Source organism: Bacillus smithii (assembly GCF_001050115.1).
GTDB classification, from domain to species: Bacteria; Bacillota; Bacilli; order Bacillales; family DSM-4216; genus Bacillus_O; species Bacillus_O smithii.
The window spans coordinates 2,478,052-2,493,157 of the sequence record NZ_CP012024.1 but is presented as its reverse complement, the minus strand read 5'-3'; the positions used below and the strand labels follow the sequence as shown (position 1 = coordinate 2,493,157).

Sequence of the window (15,106 nt, the reverse complement as noted above, 5' to 3'; positions counted from 1 at the left end):
ATAATAAGACGTGTAAGCGCATCCTTTAGTATGGATTGAATATAAAGGAATTTGTCCGCAAATAAGCGAGCGCATAAGAAAATTTTTTTACTATTTATTCATTATTTGCAAAAAAAGTGGGTAATGGGGAAATTTAAGACAAAGGAGAGATGGGTATGACTGCAACTCGTGGTCTGGAAGGAGTAGTTGCCGCTTCTACTTCTGTAAGTTCTATTATTGATGATACCCTTACATATGTGGGTTATAACATTGATGACTTAGCGGAAAATGCTTCGTTTGAAGAAGTGATATATCTGCTGTGGCATCGCCGTTTGCCGACAAAAACGGAATTACACGAATTAAAAAATCAGCTTTCTGAAAACTATGAAATTCCTCCAGAAATTATTGACCATTTTAAAATGTATCCAATTGATAAAGTCCATCCCATGGCCGCGCTTCGCACTGCAGTATCTTTTTTAGGATTGTATGACGAAGAAGCTGACGATATGAGCGAGGAAGCGAATTATCGAAAAGCAATCCGTCTGCAAGCAAAAATGCCTGCATTGGTCACAACATTTGCCCGCATTCGTAAAGGGCTTGAACCAATTCCGCCAAACAAAAATTTAAGCTTTGCAGCGAATTTTCTTTACATGCTGAACGGAAAAGAACCGGAAAGTATTGAAGAAGAAGCATTTAATAAAGCATTGATTTTACATGCCGACCATGAATTGAATGCTTCTACTTTTACTGCGCGTGTATGTGTAGCCACCTTGTCAGATATTTATTCTGGTATTACCTCAGCGATCGGTGCTTTAAAAGGACCTCTTCATGGCGGTGCAAACGAGCAAGTAATGAAAATGTTGACGGAAATCGATTCCGTTGAAAACGTGGAACCATATATTCGGAAAAAACTGGCCAACAAAGAAAAGATAATGGGATTTGGTCACAGAGTATACCGCAAAGGCGACCCTCGTGCAAAACATTTAAAAGAAATGTCCCGAAAATTAACAGCTCTCAGAGGAGAACCAAAGTGGTTTGAAATCTCTACTCGAATTGAAGAAATTGTGACGTCTGAAAAAGGTTTGCCGCCGAATGTCGATTTCTATTCTGCATCTGTTTACCACAGCTTGGGAATTGATCATGATCTTTTCACGCCAATCTTTGCCGTCAGCCGTGTTTCAGGATGGATTGCCCATATATTAGAACAGTATGACAACAACCGTTTAATTCGTCCGCGGGCTGAATACATCGGTCCTTCCAAACAAGTGTATGTTCCGCTGGAAGATCGTTGATAACAGGCTATAAGTGGTTTAACGTCGTTCGTTGAACGATTGGTAGCGCTTGCTTGGGGAAAGCAAGTTCGTGAATCTATTGTTTACAAATGCGCGAATTATTGGTGTAATAAGAATAGTTGCACAAAGGTTAGATGCAGATGGCTTCTAACCTTTGATTCTGAAATTGGAGGTATAAGAGCATGTCACAAGGGGAAAAAATCACAGTACAGAACGGAGTTTTAAAAGTACCTAATAATCCGATTATTCCATTTATTGAAGGGGACGGAACAGGCCCTGATATTTGGAGAGCAGCTTCACGCGTTTTAGATGCGGCGGTGGAAAAAGCTTATAAAGGCGAAAGAAAAATCGTTTGGAAAGAAGTATATGCCGGCGAAAAAGCTTTCAATAAAACAGGTGAATGGCTTCCGCAAGAAACATTGGATGTCATCCGAGAATATCTCATTGCGATTAAAGGGCCTTTAACAACTCCGGTAGGCGGTGGAATTCGTTCTTTAAATGTTGCTTTACGACAAGAACTCGATCTTTTTGTGTGCCTGCGTCCAGTACGTTATTTTGAAGGAGTACCTTCACCGGTAAAACGCCCGCAAGATACCGATATGGTCATTTTCCGTGAAAATACGGAAGATATTTACGCTGGAATTGAATATCAAAAAGGCACTCCTGAAGTGAAAAAAGTCATTGATTTTCTTCAAAATGAAATGGGCGTCAAAAAAATCCGCTTCCCAGAAACTTCTGGAATCGGCATTAAACCGGTTTCGGAAGAAGGATCTAAGCGTCTTATAAGAGCGGCTATTAACTATGCAATTAAAGAAGGCAGAAAATCTGTTACATTAGTACATAAAGGAAATATTATGAAGTTTACAGAAGGTGCCTTCAAAAATTGGGGATACGAATTGGCGGAAGAAGAATTCGGCGATAAAGTATTCACGTGGGCTCAATATGACCGCATCAAAGAAGAACAAGGAACAGAAGCTGCCAATAAAGCTCAACAAGAGGCAGAAGCAGCCGGAAAAATTATTGTAAAAGATGCGATTGCGGATATTTTCTTGCAACAAATTTTAACACGTCCGCGTGAATTTGATGTAGTGGCCACTATGAATTTAAATGGAGACTACATTTCTGATGCTCTTGCTGCTCAAGTAGGCGGAATCGGTATTGCTCCAGGGGCTAATATTAACTATGAAACTGGACATGCTATTTTTGAAGCAACACATGGTACGGCTCCAAAATATGCTAATTTGGACAAGGTGAATCCATCATCCGTTATTTTGTCCGGCGTATTAATGCTTGAACATTTAGGTTGGAATGAAGCGGCCAACTTAATTGTCAAATCGATGGAAAAGACCATTGCTTCCAAAGTGGTCACATATGATTTTGCGCGCTTGATGGAAGGGGCTAAAGAAGTCAAAACATCCGAATTTGGGTCACAATTAATTGCGAATATGGAATAATGTCCATTTGTTGGATAGAAGTCGGGCTCTTAAATCGTTGAGAGCCTGCTTCTTTATATAAATCCATAATAAGGAGGAACTTCTCTTGGCGTTGAAGCGTAAAAAAATCTCTGTAATCGGTGGCGGTTTTACGGGAGCAACTACAGCGTTTTTACTTGCTCAAAAAGAACTTGGAGATGTCGTTTTGGTCGATATTCCTAACATGGAAAATCCTACAAAAGGGAAAGCTTTAGATATGCTGGAAGCTAGTCCTGTCCAAGGGTTCGATGCCAATATTACGGGTACTTCCAATTACGAAGAAACAAAAGATTCAGACGTTGTGGTCATCACAGCTGGAATTGCCCGTAAGCCTGGTATGAGCCGCGATGATCTTGTACAAACAAACCAAAAGATAATGAAAGCCGTTACGAAAGAAGTGGTGAAATATTCTCCAAACTGCTACATCATTGTGCTGACAAATCCTGTCGATGCCATGACATATACGGTTTTTAAAGAATCCGGATTCCCTAAAAACCGTGTCATTGGTCAATCAGGGGTGCTCGATACTGCTCGTTTCCGTACTTTTGTCGCGCAGGAATTGAATGTTTCCGTAAAAGATGTCACTGGTTTTGTTCTGGGCGGGCATGGCGACGATATGGTTCCGCTTGTGCGCTACTCTTATGCCGGGGGAATTCCGCTTGAAACGTTAATTCCGAAAGATCGCTTAGATGCCATTGTGGAACGCACTCGCAAAGGCGGCGGTGAAATTGTCAATCTCCTTGGCAATGGGTCTGCTTATTACGCACCTGCAGCCTCTTTGGTAGAAATGGTGGAAGCCATCGTGAAAGACCAACGCCGCATTCTTCCGGCCATTGCCTATTTAGAGGGTGAATACGGATTTGAAGGAATCTATCTTGGAGTTCCGACCATTCTTGGCGCAAACGGAATTGAAAAAGTGATCGAATTGGAGCTGACGGAAGAAGAAAAAGCTGCACTAGCTAAATCGGCAGATTCCGTACGCAACGTCATGGCTTCTTTAGTATAAACTTTCATTCGTTAGGAAAAGCTCTATGAAGCGCGATCGTTTACCGAATCGTTCTCATAGAGCTTTTCTTTTTGCCTTTTTTCAATCAATCCCTTTATCTCTTGCAAATAATCGTGAAAAGAGCTTTTGACAGCGAACGATTACTAATATAATGGAAGAGAAGAAGCAAAAATGAAAAGAGGGCGGGATTCATATCCATGAAAAAAAACATTTTGATTGTCGATGATGAATCATCTATCGTTACATTGATCCAATATAATTTAGAGCAAGCGGGGTTCCAAACAAGTTCTGCGTATGACGGTGAAGAGGCTCTGCAAAAAGTATTCAATGAGAAACCGGATTTGATTATATTGGATTGGATGCTTCCAAAATTGGATGGCATGGAGGTTTGCAAACAGCTTCGACAGCAAAAAATCATGACCCCCATTTTGATGTTGACCGCCAAAGATGAAGAAGTGGATAAAGTTCTTGGATTGGAACTTGGTGCTGATGATTATATGACGAAGCCATTCAGCCCTCGTGAATTGATGGCCAGGGTGAAAGCGATCTTAAGAAGACAGCAGTTTCTTACGGAACCACAAAGTGAACAGTCGCAAGAACCTGATTTTCTGCAAGTCGGCGATGTGACCATTTATCAACATCTGTACGAGGCTTATTATAAAGATCAACTTTTGGAATTGACGCCAAAAGAATTTGAGCTGCTCCTATATTTAATTAAAAACAAAGGCCGAGTTTTATCAAGAGACCAGCTTCTAAATGCGGTTTGGAATTATGATTTTGCCGGCGATACGCGAATTGTAGATGTTCATATTAGCCATTTGCGTGAAAAAATCGAAAATAATACGAAAAAACCCCAATATATTAAGACCATCAGAGGAATCGGCTATAAATTTGAAGAGCCAAAATAAACAATTAGTTTAACAAAAGCTGCTATCCGGATTTCATTATAAAAGTCATAAAGATCGTAAAAAGGATGGACGGCCGCTTATCGCCCTCTGATAGATCTCTCCGCTTGAAATCAGCTCATTGAATCCAATTGGAAAACAAGCTTTTGTCATATAAAATAGTTTTGTTAAATGGTGGAACGTCCTTGGTGCCCGATTAGTGAGAAATGGCGCATTTTCATGATTGAAGGGGCCTCCATAAAGAAAAAGCGGATGGAAAACCGCTTTTTTCTTTTCGGTTCTTTGCATGGTAGAATAACAAGTAGGAGAAGACAAAGGGAGGTTGCCTAGTGAAGAAGAAACTGATTTTGATAGATGGAAACAACATTGCATACCGTGCTTTTTTCGCCCTTCCGTTATTAAATAATGAAAAAGGTATTCACACCAATGCGATTTACGGCTTTACGATGATGCTGAACAAAATATTAGAGGAAGAAAAGCCAACCCATATGTTGGTGGCATTTGATGCCGGCAAAACGACTTTTCGACATGAAACATTCAAGGAATATAAAGGCGGCAGGCAAAAAACGCCTCCGGAACTATCGGAGCAATTTCCGTTTATCCGCGATTTATTAAAGTCTTTTCACATTCCGCAATTTGAACTGGAAAATTATGAAGCGGATGATATCATTGGTACCCTTTCATTAGAAGCGGAGAAAAAAGATTTTGAAATCAAAATTTACAGCGGAGACAAAGATTTGACCCAATTGGCTTCGGAGAAAACAACGGTTTGTCTCTGTCGAAAGGGAATTACCGATATTGAAGAATACACTCCGGAACATGTAAAAGAAAAATACGGTCTTACCCCTCAACAAATTATCGACATGAAAGGTTTGATGGGAGACTCTTCGGATAATATTCCTGGAGTCCCTGGAATCGGCGAAAAAACGGCGATTAAACTGTTAAAAGAATTTGAAACCGTTGAAAAGGTAGTCGATTCTATTGATGAAATCAGCGGAAAAAAGCTAAAAGAACGGCTTCAAGAACATAAACAACAAGCTTTAATGAGCAAAGAACTAGCAACCATTAAAAGAGATGCTCCTTTAGGGATTACGGTTGACGAACTTGAGTATCAAGGACCGGACTGGGAAAAAGTTCAGAGTATTTATAAGGAACTTGGATTCCAGTCTCTGCTGGAGAAAATAGATCAAACTCAGGAAACAGAAGTGCAGCCATTAGAAAAATTGGAGTATCAAACTGTCGAAGAAATCACGGAGGATTTGTTCGAACAGGAAAATTCTTTTTATTTAGAGATGATTGGTGAAAATTATTTCATTAGCGACATTGTCGGTATGGCTGTTCAAAATGAAAAAGGAATTTTTTATTTGCCGACAGAATCAACTTTAAAATCTCCTGTTTTTAAAAAATGGGCTGAAGACGAAACGAAAAAGAAAACGGTGTTTGATGCTAAGCGTACGGTTATTGCCTTGCGGAGGCATGGAATTGAACTGAAAGGGATTGAATTTGATTTACTGCTAGCTTCTTATTTAATTAACCCGTCTGAATCCCCTTCCGATTTTGCCGATGTAGCTAAGCTTCATGGTTTTAATGAAGTGCAATCCGACGAAGCGGTCTACGGAAAAGGGGCGAAATTAAAGCTCCCGGACAGAGAAATTTATGAGGAGCATATTGCAAGAAAAGCGGTGGGGCTTACTAAATTGGCGGAAACATGTCGAGATGTTCTGAAAGAAAATGATCAGCTCTCTCTTTTTTACGATTTAGAAATGCCGCTTGCTTTGATTTTGGCCGATATGGAATGGACAGGCGTAAAGGTGGACGTGGATCGGTTGACAGAAATGGGTGACGAACTTCACAACAGGCTGCAGGAAATCGAAAAGGAAATCTATGAATTGGCCGGACAAGAGTTTAACATTAACTCTCCTAAACAACTAGGGCATATTTTATTTGAAAAAATGGGGCTGCCGGTGATAAAGAAAACGAAAACAGGTTATTCCACATCCGCCGATGTATTGGAAAAATTGGAAAGCAGTCATGAAATCGTTCGCTACATTTTGGAGTACCGCCAGCTAGGAAAATTGCAATCCACTTATATAGATGGGCTGTTGAAAGTCGTTCACCAAAATACTCATAAAGTGCATACTCGCTTTAATCAAGCTCTTACACAGACAGGCAGACTGAGTTCCGCAGATCCTAATTTGCAAAACATCCCGATCAGACTCGAAGAAGGAAGGAAAATCCGCCAAGCTTTTGTCCCGTCTGAAAAAGATTGGGTCATCTTTTCAGCGGATTATTCACAAATCGAATTGCGGGTTCTCGCTCATATATCCGGTGATCAAAAGCTTATTGAAGCCTTCCGAGAGGATATGGATATCCACACCAAAACGGCCATGGATGTTTTTCATGTACAAAAAGAAGAAGTGACATCCAATATGAGGAGACAGGCGAAAGCCGTTAATTTTGGGATTGTCTATGGAATCAGCGATTATGGACTCTCACAAAATTTAGGGATTACGAGAAAGGAAGCCGGTCAGTTTATTGAACGTTATTTTGCTTCTTATCCGGATGTAAAAGAATATATGGATGAGATTGTTAGAGAAGCGAAACGAAAAGGTTATGTAACCACATTGCTTCATAGAAGACGATATTTGCCGGAGATTACAAGCCGAAATTTCAATGTACGCAGCTTTGCAGAGCGGACGGCCATGAATACGCCAATACAAGGAAGCGCTGCTGATATTATTAAAAAAGCAATGATTGATATGGCAGAACGATTGAAGAAAGAACAGCTTAAATCGAGAATGCTTCTTCAAGTGCATGATGAATTGATTTTTGAAGTTCCTCCCGATGAGATAGAAACGATGAAAAAAATCGTACCAGATGTAATGGAACATGCGGTTGAATTGAAAGTTCCGCTAAAAGTGGATTATGCCTATGGCCCCACTTGGTATGATGCTAAATAGGCGGTTTGGAGGTGATAGGTTTTGCCTGAAATGCCGGAAGTAGAAATCGTTCGGCGAACATTGCTTCCTTTAACCACGAGGAAAACGATAAAAGACGTGACGATCCGTTGGCCGAAAATGATTCAAAATACAGACGCAGACACTTTTCGAAAAACGTTGAACGGACAGACGATCCATGATATATCCAGACGAGGGAAATTCTTGATTTTCCATTTTGATGACTATTCTGTTGTATCGCATTTGCGGATGGAAGGTCGCTATCGTGTGGAAGAAAAGATAGAGCCGGATCCTCATACCCATTTAGTGTTCCACTTTACTGACGGTACGCATCTGTTGTACAGAGATGTACGGAAATTTGGAACGTTTCATTTGTTTCCAAAGGGAGAAGAATTTTTTGCTCCTCCTTTATCGCACTTAGGTCTGGAGCCTTTTTCTGATGCATTCACATTCGCCTTTTTAAAAGAACAACTGAAAAAAACCAGCAGATTGATTAAAGCTGTTCTGCTGGATCAAAAAGTAGTGGTTGGACTCGGCAATATTTATGTCGATGAAGTGTTGTTTCGTTCCGGGATTCATCCGGAGCGGAAAGCACAGGATTTGAATGATAAGGAAATAGAAAAGCTAAGAGCGGAGATCATCACTACGTTGAAAGAGGCCATCGATAAAGGCGGAAGCACGGTCCGCTCGTATGTGAATTCACAAGGAAAGAAAGGGACGTACCAGCTGCAACTGTTCGTGTATGCGAGAAACGGGGAGCCTTGCCGGATCTGTGGGCGTCCTATCGAAAAAATAAAAGTCGCTGGCCGCGGCACACATTTTTGCTCAAACTGTCAGCATTGACATTGTCGGCCGTTTGAAAACGAATGAACAATGGGCGAGCTCCTTCCATATATTATTTTCAGGCAGATAGGAAGGAGATTGCACAAATGGGATCATTCTTTTCTTTACTCTTACTTGCGTTTGCGGTTAGTCTTGATAATTTCAGTACGGGACTTGCCTACGGCATCAAACAAATGAAACTCCCTTTGAAGTCTGTCGTGATTCTTTCTTGCTGTTCAGGTGTGGCTTTGCTGCTGGCAATGATGATCGGCCGCTTATTCGGCCAGATATTGTCCCCGCATTTGGCATCGCTGATTGGCGGCATTATTTTGATCGGTTTGGGAGCATGGGCGCTTTTTCCGCTTTTTCGCAGCCATCAAAAAGATGAAGAAGAGCTTCCGCATGAAAAGATGATTTTTAAATTGGAATTAAAGTCCGTCGGTTTAGTGATTAGTATTTTAAAGACGCCGACAAAAGCGGATTTTGATCGATCGGGAACGATTACGGGCCTGGAAGCGGTCATGCTTGGAATTGCTTTATCCCTTGATGCTTTCGGAGCCGGATTGGGAGCGGCCATGCTTGGCTATTCTCCCGTTTTTTTATCCGCATCCGTTGCCATTATGAGTCTAATATTTGTTTCTGCCGGGCTGAAGATGGGGTCCGTATTTTCCAAGAGGCAATGGGTGCAAAGATTAACGTATCTCCCCGGATTGCTGTTAATGTTAATTGGATTTTGGAAAATTGGTTAAAAGAGACCTAGTATCTTTCATACGATGACAAGAATGGAAAAGGGGGGACGCAAATGGCTGCCATTATCGGTTTAACCGGCGGCATCGCCAGTGGAAAAAGCACGGTATCAAGTCTTTTGAAAGAAAAGGGCTTTACAGTGATTGATGCCGACGTTGCCGCAAGGATTGTCGTTCAACCTGGAGAAGAGGCTTATAAAAAAATAGTGGAGACATTCGGAAAAGACATTCTGTTGGAGAATGGGGAAATTAACCGACCTAAGCTTGGCGACCTCGTATTTCGCGACGAGCAGAAAAGACTTCAACTGAACGCTATTGTACATCCGGCTGTTCGAAAACAGATGCTTTTGGAAAAAGAGCAGGCCATTCGGAATGGAAAGCAAACGATTTTTTTAGATATTCCGCTTCTTTTTGAAAGCGGACTGACATGGATGGTGGATAAAACCATCGTGGTCTATGTAGATGAAAACATACAGCTTCAACGACTGATGAAACGAAACGGTTTAGATAAAGAGGCTGCCGAGATTCGAATCTCGGCACAAATGTCTCTTGAAGAAAAAGCCAGTAAAGCGGATGCAGTGATCAATAACAATGGGACCATTACCGAAACAAAAAAACAGTTGGAACATATCATCGAAATATGGGCCCTCCGCCCGTAAACAAAAGGCTGTCTGAAGATTGGACAGCCTTTTTGTTTTATGGATAGCATGGTGAACTTTTGTGATGGTATAAAAAGGGATGGTCAAAAAAATATGCAAAATAATCATTCCATTAAAAATGAAATATGTTATACTAATTTTAGTTAATTCCCTTAAAAGTATAACATATAGGAGGAGCCGGAATGATGAAGGCGAGAATAGCAATCAATGGCTTTGGCCGCATAGGAAGGATGTTTTTACGAAGAGCCATTTTAGAAGAAAAATTAGATATTGTAGCCATTAATGCAAGCTACCCTGCTGCTACTTTAGCTCATCTCATTAAATATGACTCCAATCATGGAAAGTTTGAAGGAGAGGTCGAAGCAGAAGACAACGCCATTATTGTCAACAACAAAAAAATTCAATTATTAAACAACCGAAATCCAGCAGAGCTTCCTTGGGGAGATCTTCAAATAGATATCGTGATTGAAGCAACTGGCAAATTTAATTCCCGTGAAAAAGCGTCTCTTCACCTTGAGGCCGGAGCGAAAAAAGTCATTTTGACGGCGCCCGGCAAAAATGAGGATGTTACGATTGTCATGGGCGTGAATGAAAGCGATTTAAACATAGAAAAGCATCATATTATTTCCAATGCTTCTTGTACCACCAACTGTCTGGCGCCGGTAGCGAAAGTGCTGGATGAAGAATTCGGCATCGAAAATGGGTTGATGACAACCGTTCATGCTTATACAAATGATCAGAAAAATATTGATAATCCTCACAAAGATTTGCGAAGAGCCCGCAGCTGCGGCCAGTCCATCATACCGACCACTACAGGGGCGGCTAAAGCGCTGGCGCTTGTGCTGCCGCAATTGAAAGGAAAACTGCATGGGATGGCGCTGCGCGTGCCGACTCCGAACGTGTCTTTAGTGGATTTAGTGGTGGATTTGCGACGGGAAGTTACGGCCGATGAAATTAATCAAGCGTTTATTGCCGCCAGCCAAGGTCCTTTAAAAGGAAAACTTGGATTCACTACCGAACCGCTTGTTTCCATCGATTTTAATACCGATTCACGTTCTGCCATAATCGATGGATTATCCACGATCGTCATCGGCGGAAAAAAGGCAAAAGTGTTGGCTTGGTATGACAATGAATGGGGTTATTCCTGCCGTGTAGTGGAGTTGGCCACTTTTGTCGCGCAAGAAATGGAAAAAAAAGCTGAAATGAAAATTGGTTGAAACGTAAAAACTGAAAAAAGCTAGTTTTCGTGTTTAACAAGATGCACCATAGCTTCGCATATGTTTTCCAGCTAGAAACTGTTGTTTTACAGAGGTTGACTGGGCCAGGCTCCCTCTTTGTGCTTAGGAGAGGGGCGACCTATAAAGTCAGCCTCTTTTTTTATGGGATACGTTTAGCTTTATTATGATATGGATGAGTTCGTTTTTTGCTTAATCCAGCGAAAGGTTCTATCCATTGAGACTGAAAATCATGTCATATGGAGCCTTTTTATTTAACCGGGTTGGTCCTTCTTAACAGTACAAACGATTTTTGCCTGCATTCGACAAAAACATTATTGCAAAAAGATATTAAACCAAGTATACTATGATTCGTGAACTTCTTATAATGGAATCATAACTACTTAAAGGGTTAGGACCTCTTCGGACTAACTTTCCCCCGTGGTAGTTATAAAACTTTTAAAAATATTCTTTTGATCGAAAAAAATTTTGTAAAAGGGGGAAACGATCAATGGAAACAATGGGTCGTCATGTCATTTCTGAACTTTGGGGCTGTGAATTTGAAAAACTGAACGATGTGGAACAAATTGAAAAAATCTTCGTGGAAGCCGCATTGAAATCTGGTGCAGAAATCAGAGAGGTAGCATTTCATAAATTTGCTCCTCAAGGCGTAAGCGGGGTAGTGATTATATCAGAATCACATTTAACGATTCATAGCTTCCCAGAGCACGGATATGCAAGCATTGACGTTTATACATGCGGCGATTTGAATCCGAATATTGCTGCTGATTATATAGCTGAAGCATTAGGTGCCCAGACTCGTGAAACCATTGAATTGCCGAGAGGGATGGGCCCGGTACAAGTGAAGTCTCAAAATATAAAAGCATTGTAAAATTCAGGGGTGCATGGCAATCATGCACCCTTTTACTTATCTCTGGCAATGTCGCTTCATTTGAAAGAAAAATTGCGTTCAAAAACTCCATTATTATATAATCATTCTAGGTAGAATGCGGGAATATTGAGATGAGACGGAGTGATTTTATGAGATGTCCAGCATGTCAGCACAACGGCACCCGCGTGGTGGATTCAAGGCCGGTCGATGAAGGAAGATCGATACGCAGAAGGCGCGAATGCGAAAGCTGTTCCTATCGATTTACCACGTTTGAACGTGTGGAAGAGCTGCCGCTGATCGTGATCAAAAAAGAAAATACTCGGGAAGAATTCAGCCGAGAAAAAATATTACGCGGTCTCATTAAAGCTTGCGAGAAGCGTCCGGTCTCTCTTGAGCAGCTGGAACAGATCACGCTCGATATCGAAAAAGAAATCCGAAATGAAGGTGTATCAGAAGTTCATTCAGAGAAAATCGGTGAAATGGTGATGGATCGTTTGGCGAAAGTGGATGAAGTCTCATATGTCCGCTTTGCTTCCGTTTATCGTCAATTCAAGGATATAAATGTATTTTTAGAAGAATTGAAAGAACTGATCAAAAAAGAAAAATAAAAAGCTGGAGTTTGAACAAATCTCTGGCTTTTTTTCTTCTAGCCTCGTGCATACATTCCGTTTCGGCCTGCAGCTAAAAGAGACCCCAGATACGCATAATTCCTGTACGTAAACATGAATGAGTTTAGAAAGGTTCGATTAAAATGAAACCGTTTTGGAATGAATTGCAACCAGTGGATGAGTATTCGGTCAAATTAAGCGGAATCCTTCATGACACCGATCGAAAAATTCTTACCTTTCTGTATCAACCGTTAATCGGCTCTGCTTGTTTTAGTTTATATATGACGCTTTGGGCCCAAGCGGAGGAAAATCGGCTTTGGTCCAAAACTTCCAATCATTATGGGTTGATGAATTTTTTAAATATGAATTTAAAAACGATTTATCATGAACGATTAAAATTAGAAGGAATCGGATTGTTAAAAACATATGTAAAAGAAATGGGAGACTCCCGAAGCTATATTTATGAGTTATTGCCGCCGCTGACGCCGGAACAGTTTTTTCAAGATGGGATGCTGAACGTCTTTTTATATCGCAAAATCGGTCGTTCTCAATTTTTGCGATTGAAGAAATTTTTTTCAAATGAAACGATTGAACATGAATCTTATAAAGAAGTGACAAGATCATGGCCGGAGGTGTTCTCTTCTTCGCCGTCTGCCGTTATGGATTCGGAAGCACTTTCCGATAGCCAATCTGAAACGGGGGAAGAATTTTTAAAAAGACCGGAAAATCCCGGACTTACACTGAATGACGAACAATTCGATTTTCAGCTTTTGGAAAGCGGATTGAAAAGTGTCATGGTGCCGAAACAAACGCTTACTCCGCAAGTGAAAGAAACGATTTTGAAGTTATCCCATCTATATGGCATCAATGAATTGGAAATGAAGAATATTCTTTTAAGCGCATTGGATGAGAACGATGAGGTGGATATTGATCAATTACGAAAATCAGCCAGAGATTGGTACCAGTTAAAGGTAAATCCTGAACTTCCGGAACTAGTGGATTTAGTGCAGCCTCCCGTATTGCGAAGCCAAACAAAAGGAGACAGCCCTGAAGATGAACTGATTGTATACTTGGAAACGACTTCTCCACGACAGCTGTTGATTGACATATCGGGAAGTATGCCTTCTAAAGCTGATTTGCAGGCGATTGAAGAGATTATGTTCCAGCAAAAGCTCTCGCCGGGTGTCGTTAATGTTTTGATCCAATACGTATTGTTAAAAACAGATATGAAATTGTCAAAGGCTTACTTGGAGAAAGTGGCCGCACATTGGGCACGAAAGAAGATAAAGACGGTAAAAGAAGCGTTGGAATTGGCCAAAAAAGAGCATCGCCAATATTTGGAGTGGGCGAATCAGAAAAAGACAACGAACCAAACGAACCAAATGAAAAAAAAGCCCGTCCGTATCGAAAAGCTGCCTGATTGGTTTCAAGAATACGAATCGAAAAAATCAGCCTCGAAGGAAGAGGACGAAGATTTTGACTTTGAGGCGGAAAAACGGAAGTTGGAAGAAAAATTAAAGAAAAGAAAAACGGCGGGAGGTGAACATAAATGAAACGTATCCAAGATTCGCTAAAACGGCTTAGTTCGCCCGATTTTCACAAAAGATACCAGGCGGTGCGCAAGGATATCTTGGGAAATCCGGATGTTTCCGACTTTTTGGAAAAGCATCGAGACGAAGTGGACTCGGAAGTTTTGGATAAAAGTTTAGGAAAATTATATGAATATATAACCCAAAGTAAAGGTTGTCAAGGCTGCCCCGATTTAAGCCAATGCAGAAATATGATGCAGGGGTATGAACCTGTGCTGGTCATGCGAAAGGGCAGTATTGATATCGAATACAGACGCTGCCAAAGAAAAATCATCTTTGATGAGCAGCGGAAAACAGAAAAATTGATTCAAAGCATCTATGTTCCGAAAGAAGTGTTGAAGGCTTCATTTGAGACGTTCGATTTCAATACTCCTGGGAGAATTAAAGCGCTCAAATATGCCGAAGAATTTGTTGCGGGCTATCATACTCAAAAGCAACAGAGGGGTTTATATTTGTACGGGCATTTTGGCGTTGGAAAATCTTATTTATTAGGAGCAATCGCCAACGAGTTGGCAAATGTCGGTGTTCCCTCGTATATTGTTTATTTTCCTGAGTTTGTAAGAGAAATGAAGCAGTCATTAAACGACCATTCCATCAATGAAAAACTCGATATGATTAAAAAAACACCGGTTCTTATGCTGGACGATGTCGGTGCAGAATCCGTGTCCAGCTGGATGCGAGATGATATTCTGGGCCCCATTCTTCAATACCGCAGCTTGGAAAGACTGCCTACTTTTTTCAGCTCCAATTTTGATTATGATGAACTGGAGTTTCATTTTTCTCATTCGCAAAGAGGAGAAGAAGAGAAGTTGAAGGCCGCCAGAATTATGGAACGAATCAAATTTTTGACCATCGCTGTAAAATTGGATGGTCCTAATAGAAGAGAAAGGTAGGAACGATTTTTTGACAAGCGTAGGCATCTCTCTTTAAAAGAAACGATGCAAGCTTTGTTTCCTCTCTCAAAT

General features: G+C 40.9%; 13 protein-coding genes. All 13 read left to right on the top strand.

All coding sequences use genetic code 11. The features are described 5' to 3' along the window. Positions 1-155 precede the first annotated feature (155 nt). The 13 genes from citZ to dnaI all read left to right on the top strand — a co-directional run bounded on the left by citZ (position 156) and on the right by dnaI (position 15,034). Positions 156-1,271, top strand: a complete 1,116-nt coding sequence (citZ, locus tag BSM4216_RS11675) for a citrate synthase (RefSeq protein WP_048623815.1) — start codon at positions 156-158, stop codon at positions 1,269-1,271. Positions 1,272-1,453: 182 nt separating this feature from the next. Continuing rightward, on the top strand, positions 1,454-2,725 hold the full coding sequence (gene icd, locus BSM4216_RS11670; RefSeq protein ID WP_048623814.1) for an NADP-dependent isocitrate dehydrogenase: 1,272 nt from the start codon (positions 1,454-1,456) through the stop codon (positions 2,723-2,725). An 85-nt stretch (positions 2,726-2,810) separates the two neighbouring features. Beyond that, a complete protein-coding gene (mdh, locus tag BSM4216_RS11665) occupies positions 2,811-3,749 on the top strand; it encodes a malate dehydrogenase (protein ID WP_003355613.1) in 939 nt (312 codons plus the stop codon). Between the two features lie 197 nt (positions 3,750-3,946). Further along, positions 3,947-4,657, top strand: coding sequence for a response regulator transcription factor (locus BSM4216_RS11660; protein ID WP_003355612.1), 711 nt, complete (start codon positions 3,947-3,949; stop codon positions 4,655-4,657). Between the two features lie 326 nt (positions 4,658-4,983). Next, positions 4,984-7,614, top strand: coding sequence for a DNA polymerase I (gene polA, locus BSM4216_RS11655; RefSeq protein WP_048623813.1), 2,631 nt, complete (start codon positions 4,984-4,986; stop codon positions 7,612-7,614). Positions 7,615-7,635: 21 nt separating this feature from the next. Beyond that, a complete protein-coding gene (gene mutM, locus BSM4216_RS11650) occupies positions 7,636-8,454 on the top strand; it encodes a DNA-formamidopyrimidine glycosylase (protein WP_048623812.1) in 819 nt (272 codons plus the stop codon). Positions 8,455-8,477: 23 nt separating this feature from the next. Further along, a complete protein-coding gene (gene ytaF / locus BSM4216_RS11645; protein WP_255287949.1) occupies positions 8,478-9,182 on the top strand; it encodes a sporulation membrane protein YtaF in 705 nt (234 codons plus the stop codon). A gap of 53 nt (positions 9,183-9,235) precedes the next feature. After that, a complete protein-coding gene (gene coaE / locus BSM4216_RS11640) occupies positions 9,236-9,838 on the top strand; it encodes a dephospho-CoA kinase (RefSeq protein WP_048623810.1) in 603 nt (200 codons plus the stop codon). Positions 9,839-10,023: 185 nt separating this feature from the next. Beyond that, positions 10,024-11,055 carry a glyceraldehyde-3-phosphate dehydrogenase gene (locus BSM4216_RS11635; RefSeq protein WP_040342004.1) on the top strand — a complete coding sequence of 344 codons (1,032 nt, stop codon included), beginning with the start codon at positions 10,024-10,026 and terminating at the stop codon, positions 11,053-11,055. A 508-nt stretch (positions 11,056-11,563) separates the two neighbouring features. Beyond that, positions 11,564-11,944, top strand: coding sequence for an adenosylmethionine decarboxylase (speD, locus tag BSM4216_RS11630; RefSeq protein ID WP_003355605.1), 381 nt, complete (start codon positions 11,564-11,566; stop codon positions 11,942-11,944). Positions 11,945-12,093: 149 nt separating this feature from the next. After that, entirely contained in the window at positions 12,094-12,552 is a 459-nt protein-coding gene (gene nrdR, locus BSM4216_RS11625) for a transcriptional regulator NrdR (protein ID WP_003355604.1), read from the top strand. Between the two features lie 143 nt (positions 12,553-12,695). After that, on the top strand, positions 12,696-14,105 hold the full coding sequence (locus BSM4216_RS11620) for a replication initiation and membrane attachment family protein (protein ID WP_048623809.1): 1,410 nt from the start codon (positions 12,696-12,698) through the stop codon (positions 14,103-14,105). After that, positions 14,102-15,034 carry a primosomal protein DnaI gene (dnaI, locus tag BSM4216_RS11615; protein WP_003355602.1) on the top strand — a complete coding sequence of 311 codons (933 nt, stop codon included), beginning with the start codon at positions 14,102-14,104 and terminating at the stop codon, positions 15,032-15,034. The genes BSM4216_RS11620 and dnaI overlap by 4 nt, the downstream gene beginning before the upstream one ends. Positions 15,035-15,106 lie beyond the last annotated feature (72 nt).

What these genes read in the sequence shown, in the direction of transcription:
- citZ (WP_048623815.1), top strand. Translation starts at nt 156, where the DNA reads ATGACTGCAACTCGTGGTCTGGAAGGAGTAGTTGCCGCTTCTACTTCT.
- icd (WP_048623814.1), top strand. Translation starts at nt 1,454, where the DNA reads ATGTCACAAGGGGAAAAAATCACAGTACAGAACGGAGTTTTAAAAGTA.
- BSM4216_RS11660 (WP_003355612.1), top strand. Translation starts at nt 3,947, where the DNA reads ATGAAAAAAAACATTTTGATTGTCGATGATGAATCATCTATCGTTACA.
- ytaF (WP_255287949.1), top strand. Translation starts at nt 8,478, where the DNA reads ATGAACAATGGGCGAGCTCCTTCCATATATTATTTTCAGGCAGATAGG.
- coaE (WP_048623810.1), top strand. Translation starts at nt 9,236, where the DNA reads ATGGCTGCCATTATCGGTTTAACCGGCGGCATCGCCAGTGGAAAAAGC.
- BSM4216_RS11635 (WP_040342004.1), top strand. Translation starts at nt 10,024, where the DNA reads ATGAAGGCGAGAATAGCAATCAATGGCTTTGGCCGCATAGGAAGGATG.
- speD (WP_003355605.1), top strand. Translation starts at nt 11,564, where the DNA reads ATGGAAACAATGGGTCGTCATGTCATTTCTGAACTTTGGGGCTGTGAA.
- nrdR (WP_003355604.1), top strand. Translation starts at nt 12,094, where the DNA reads ATGAGATGTCCAGCATGTCAGCACAACGGCACCCGCGTGGTGGATTCA.
- BSM4216_RS11620 (WP_048623809.1), top strand. Translation starts at nt 12,696, where the DNA reads ATGAAACCGTTTTGGAATGAATTGCAACCAGTGGATGAGTATTCGGTC.
- dnaI (WP_003355602.1), top strand. Translation starts at nt 14,102, where the DNA reads ATGAAACGTATCCAAGATTCGCTAAAACGGCTTAGTTCGCCCGATTTT.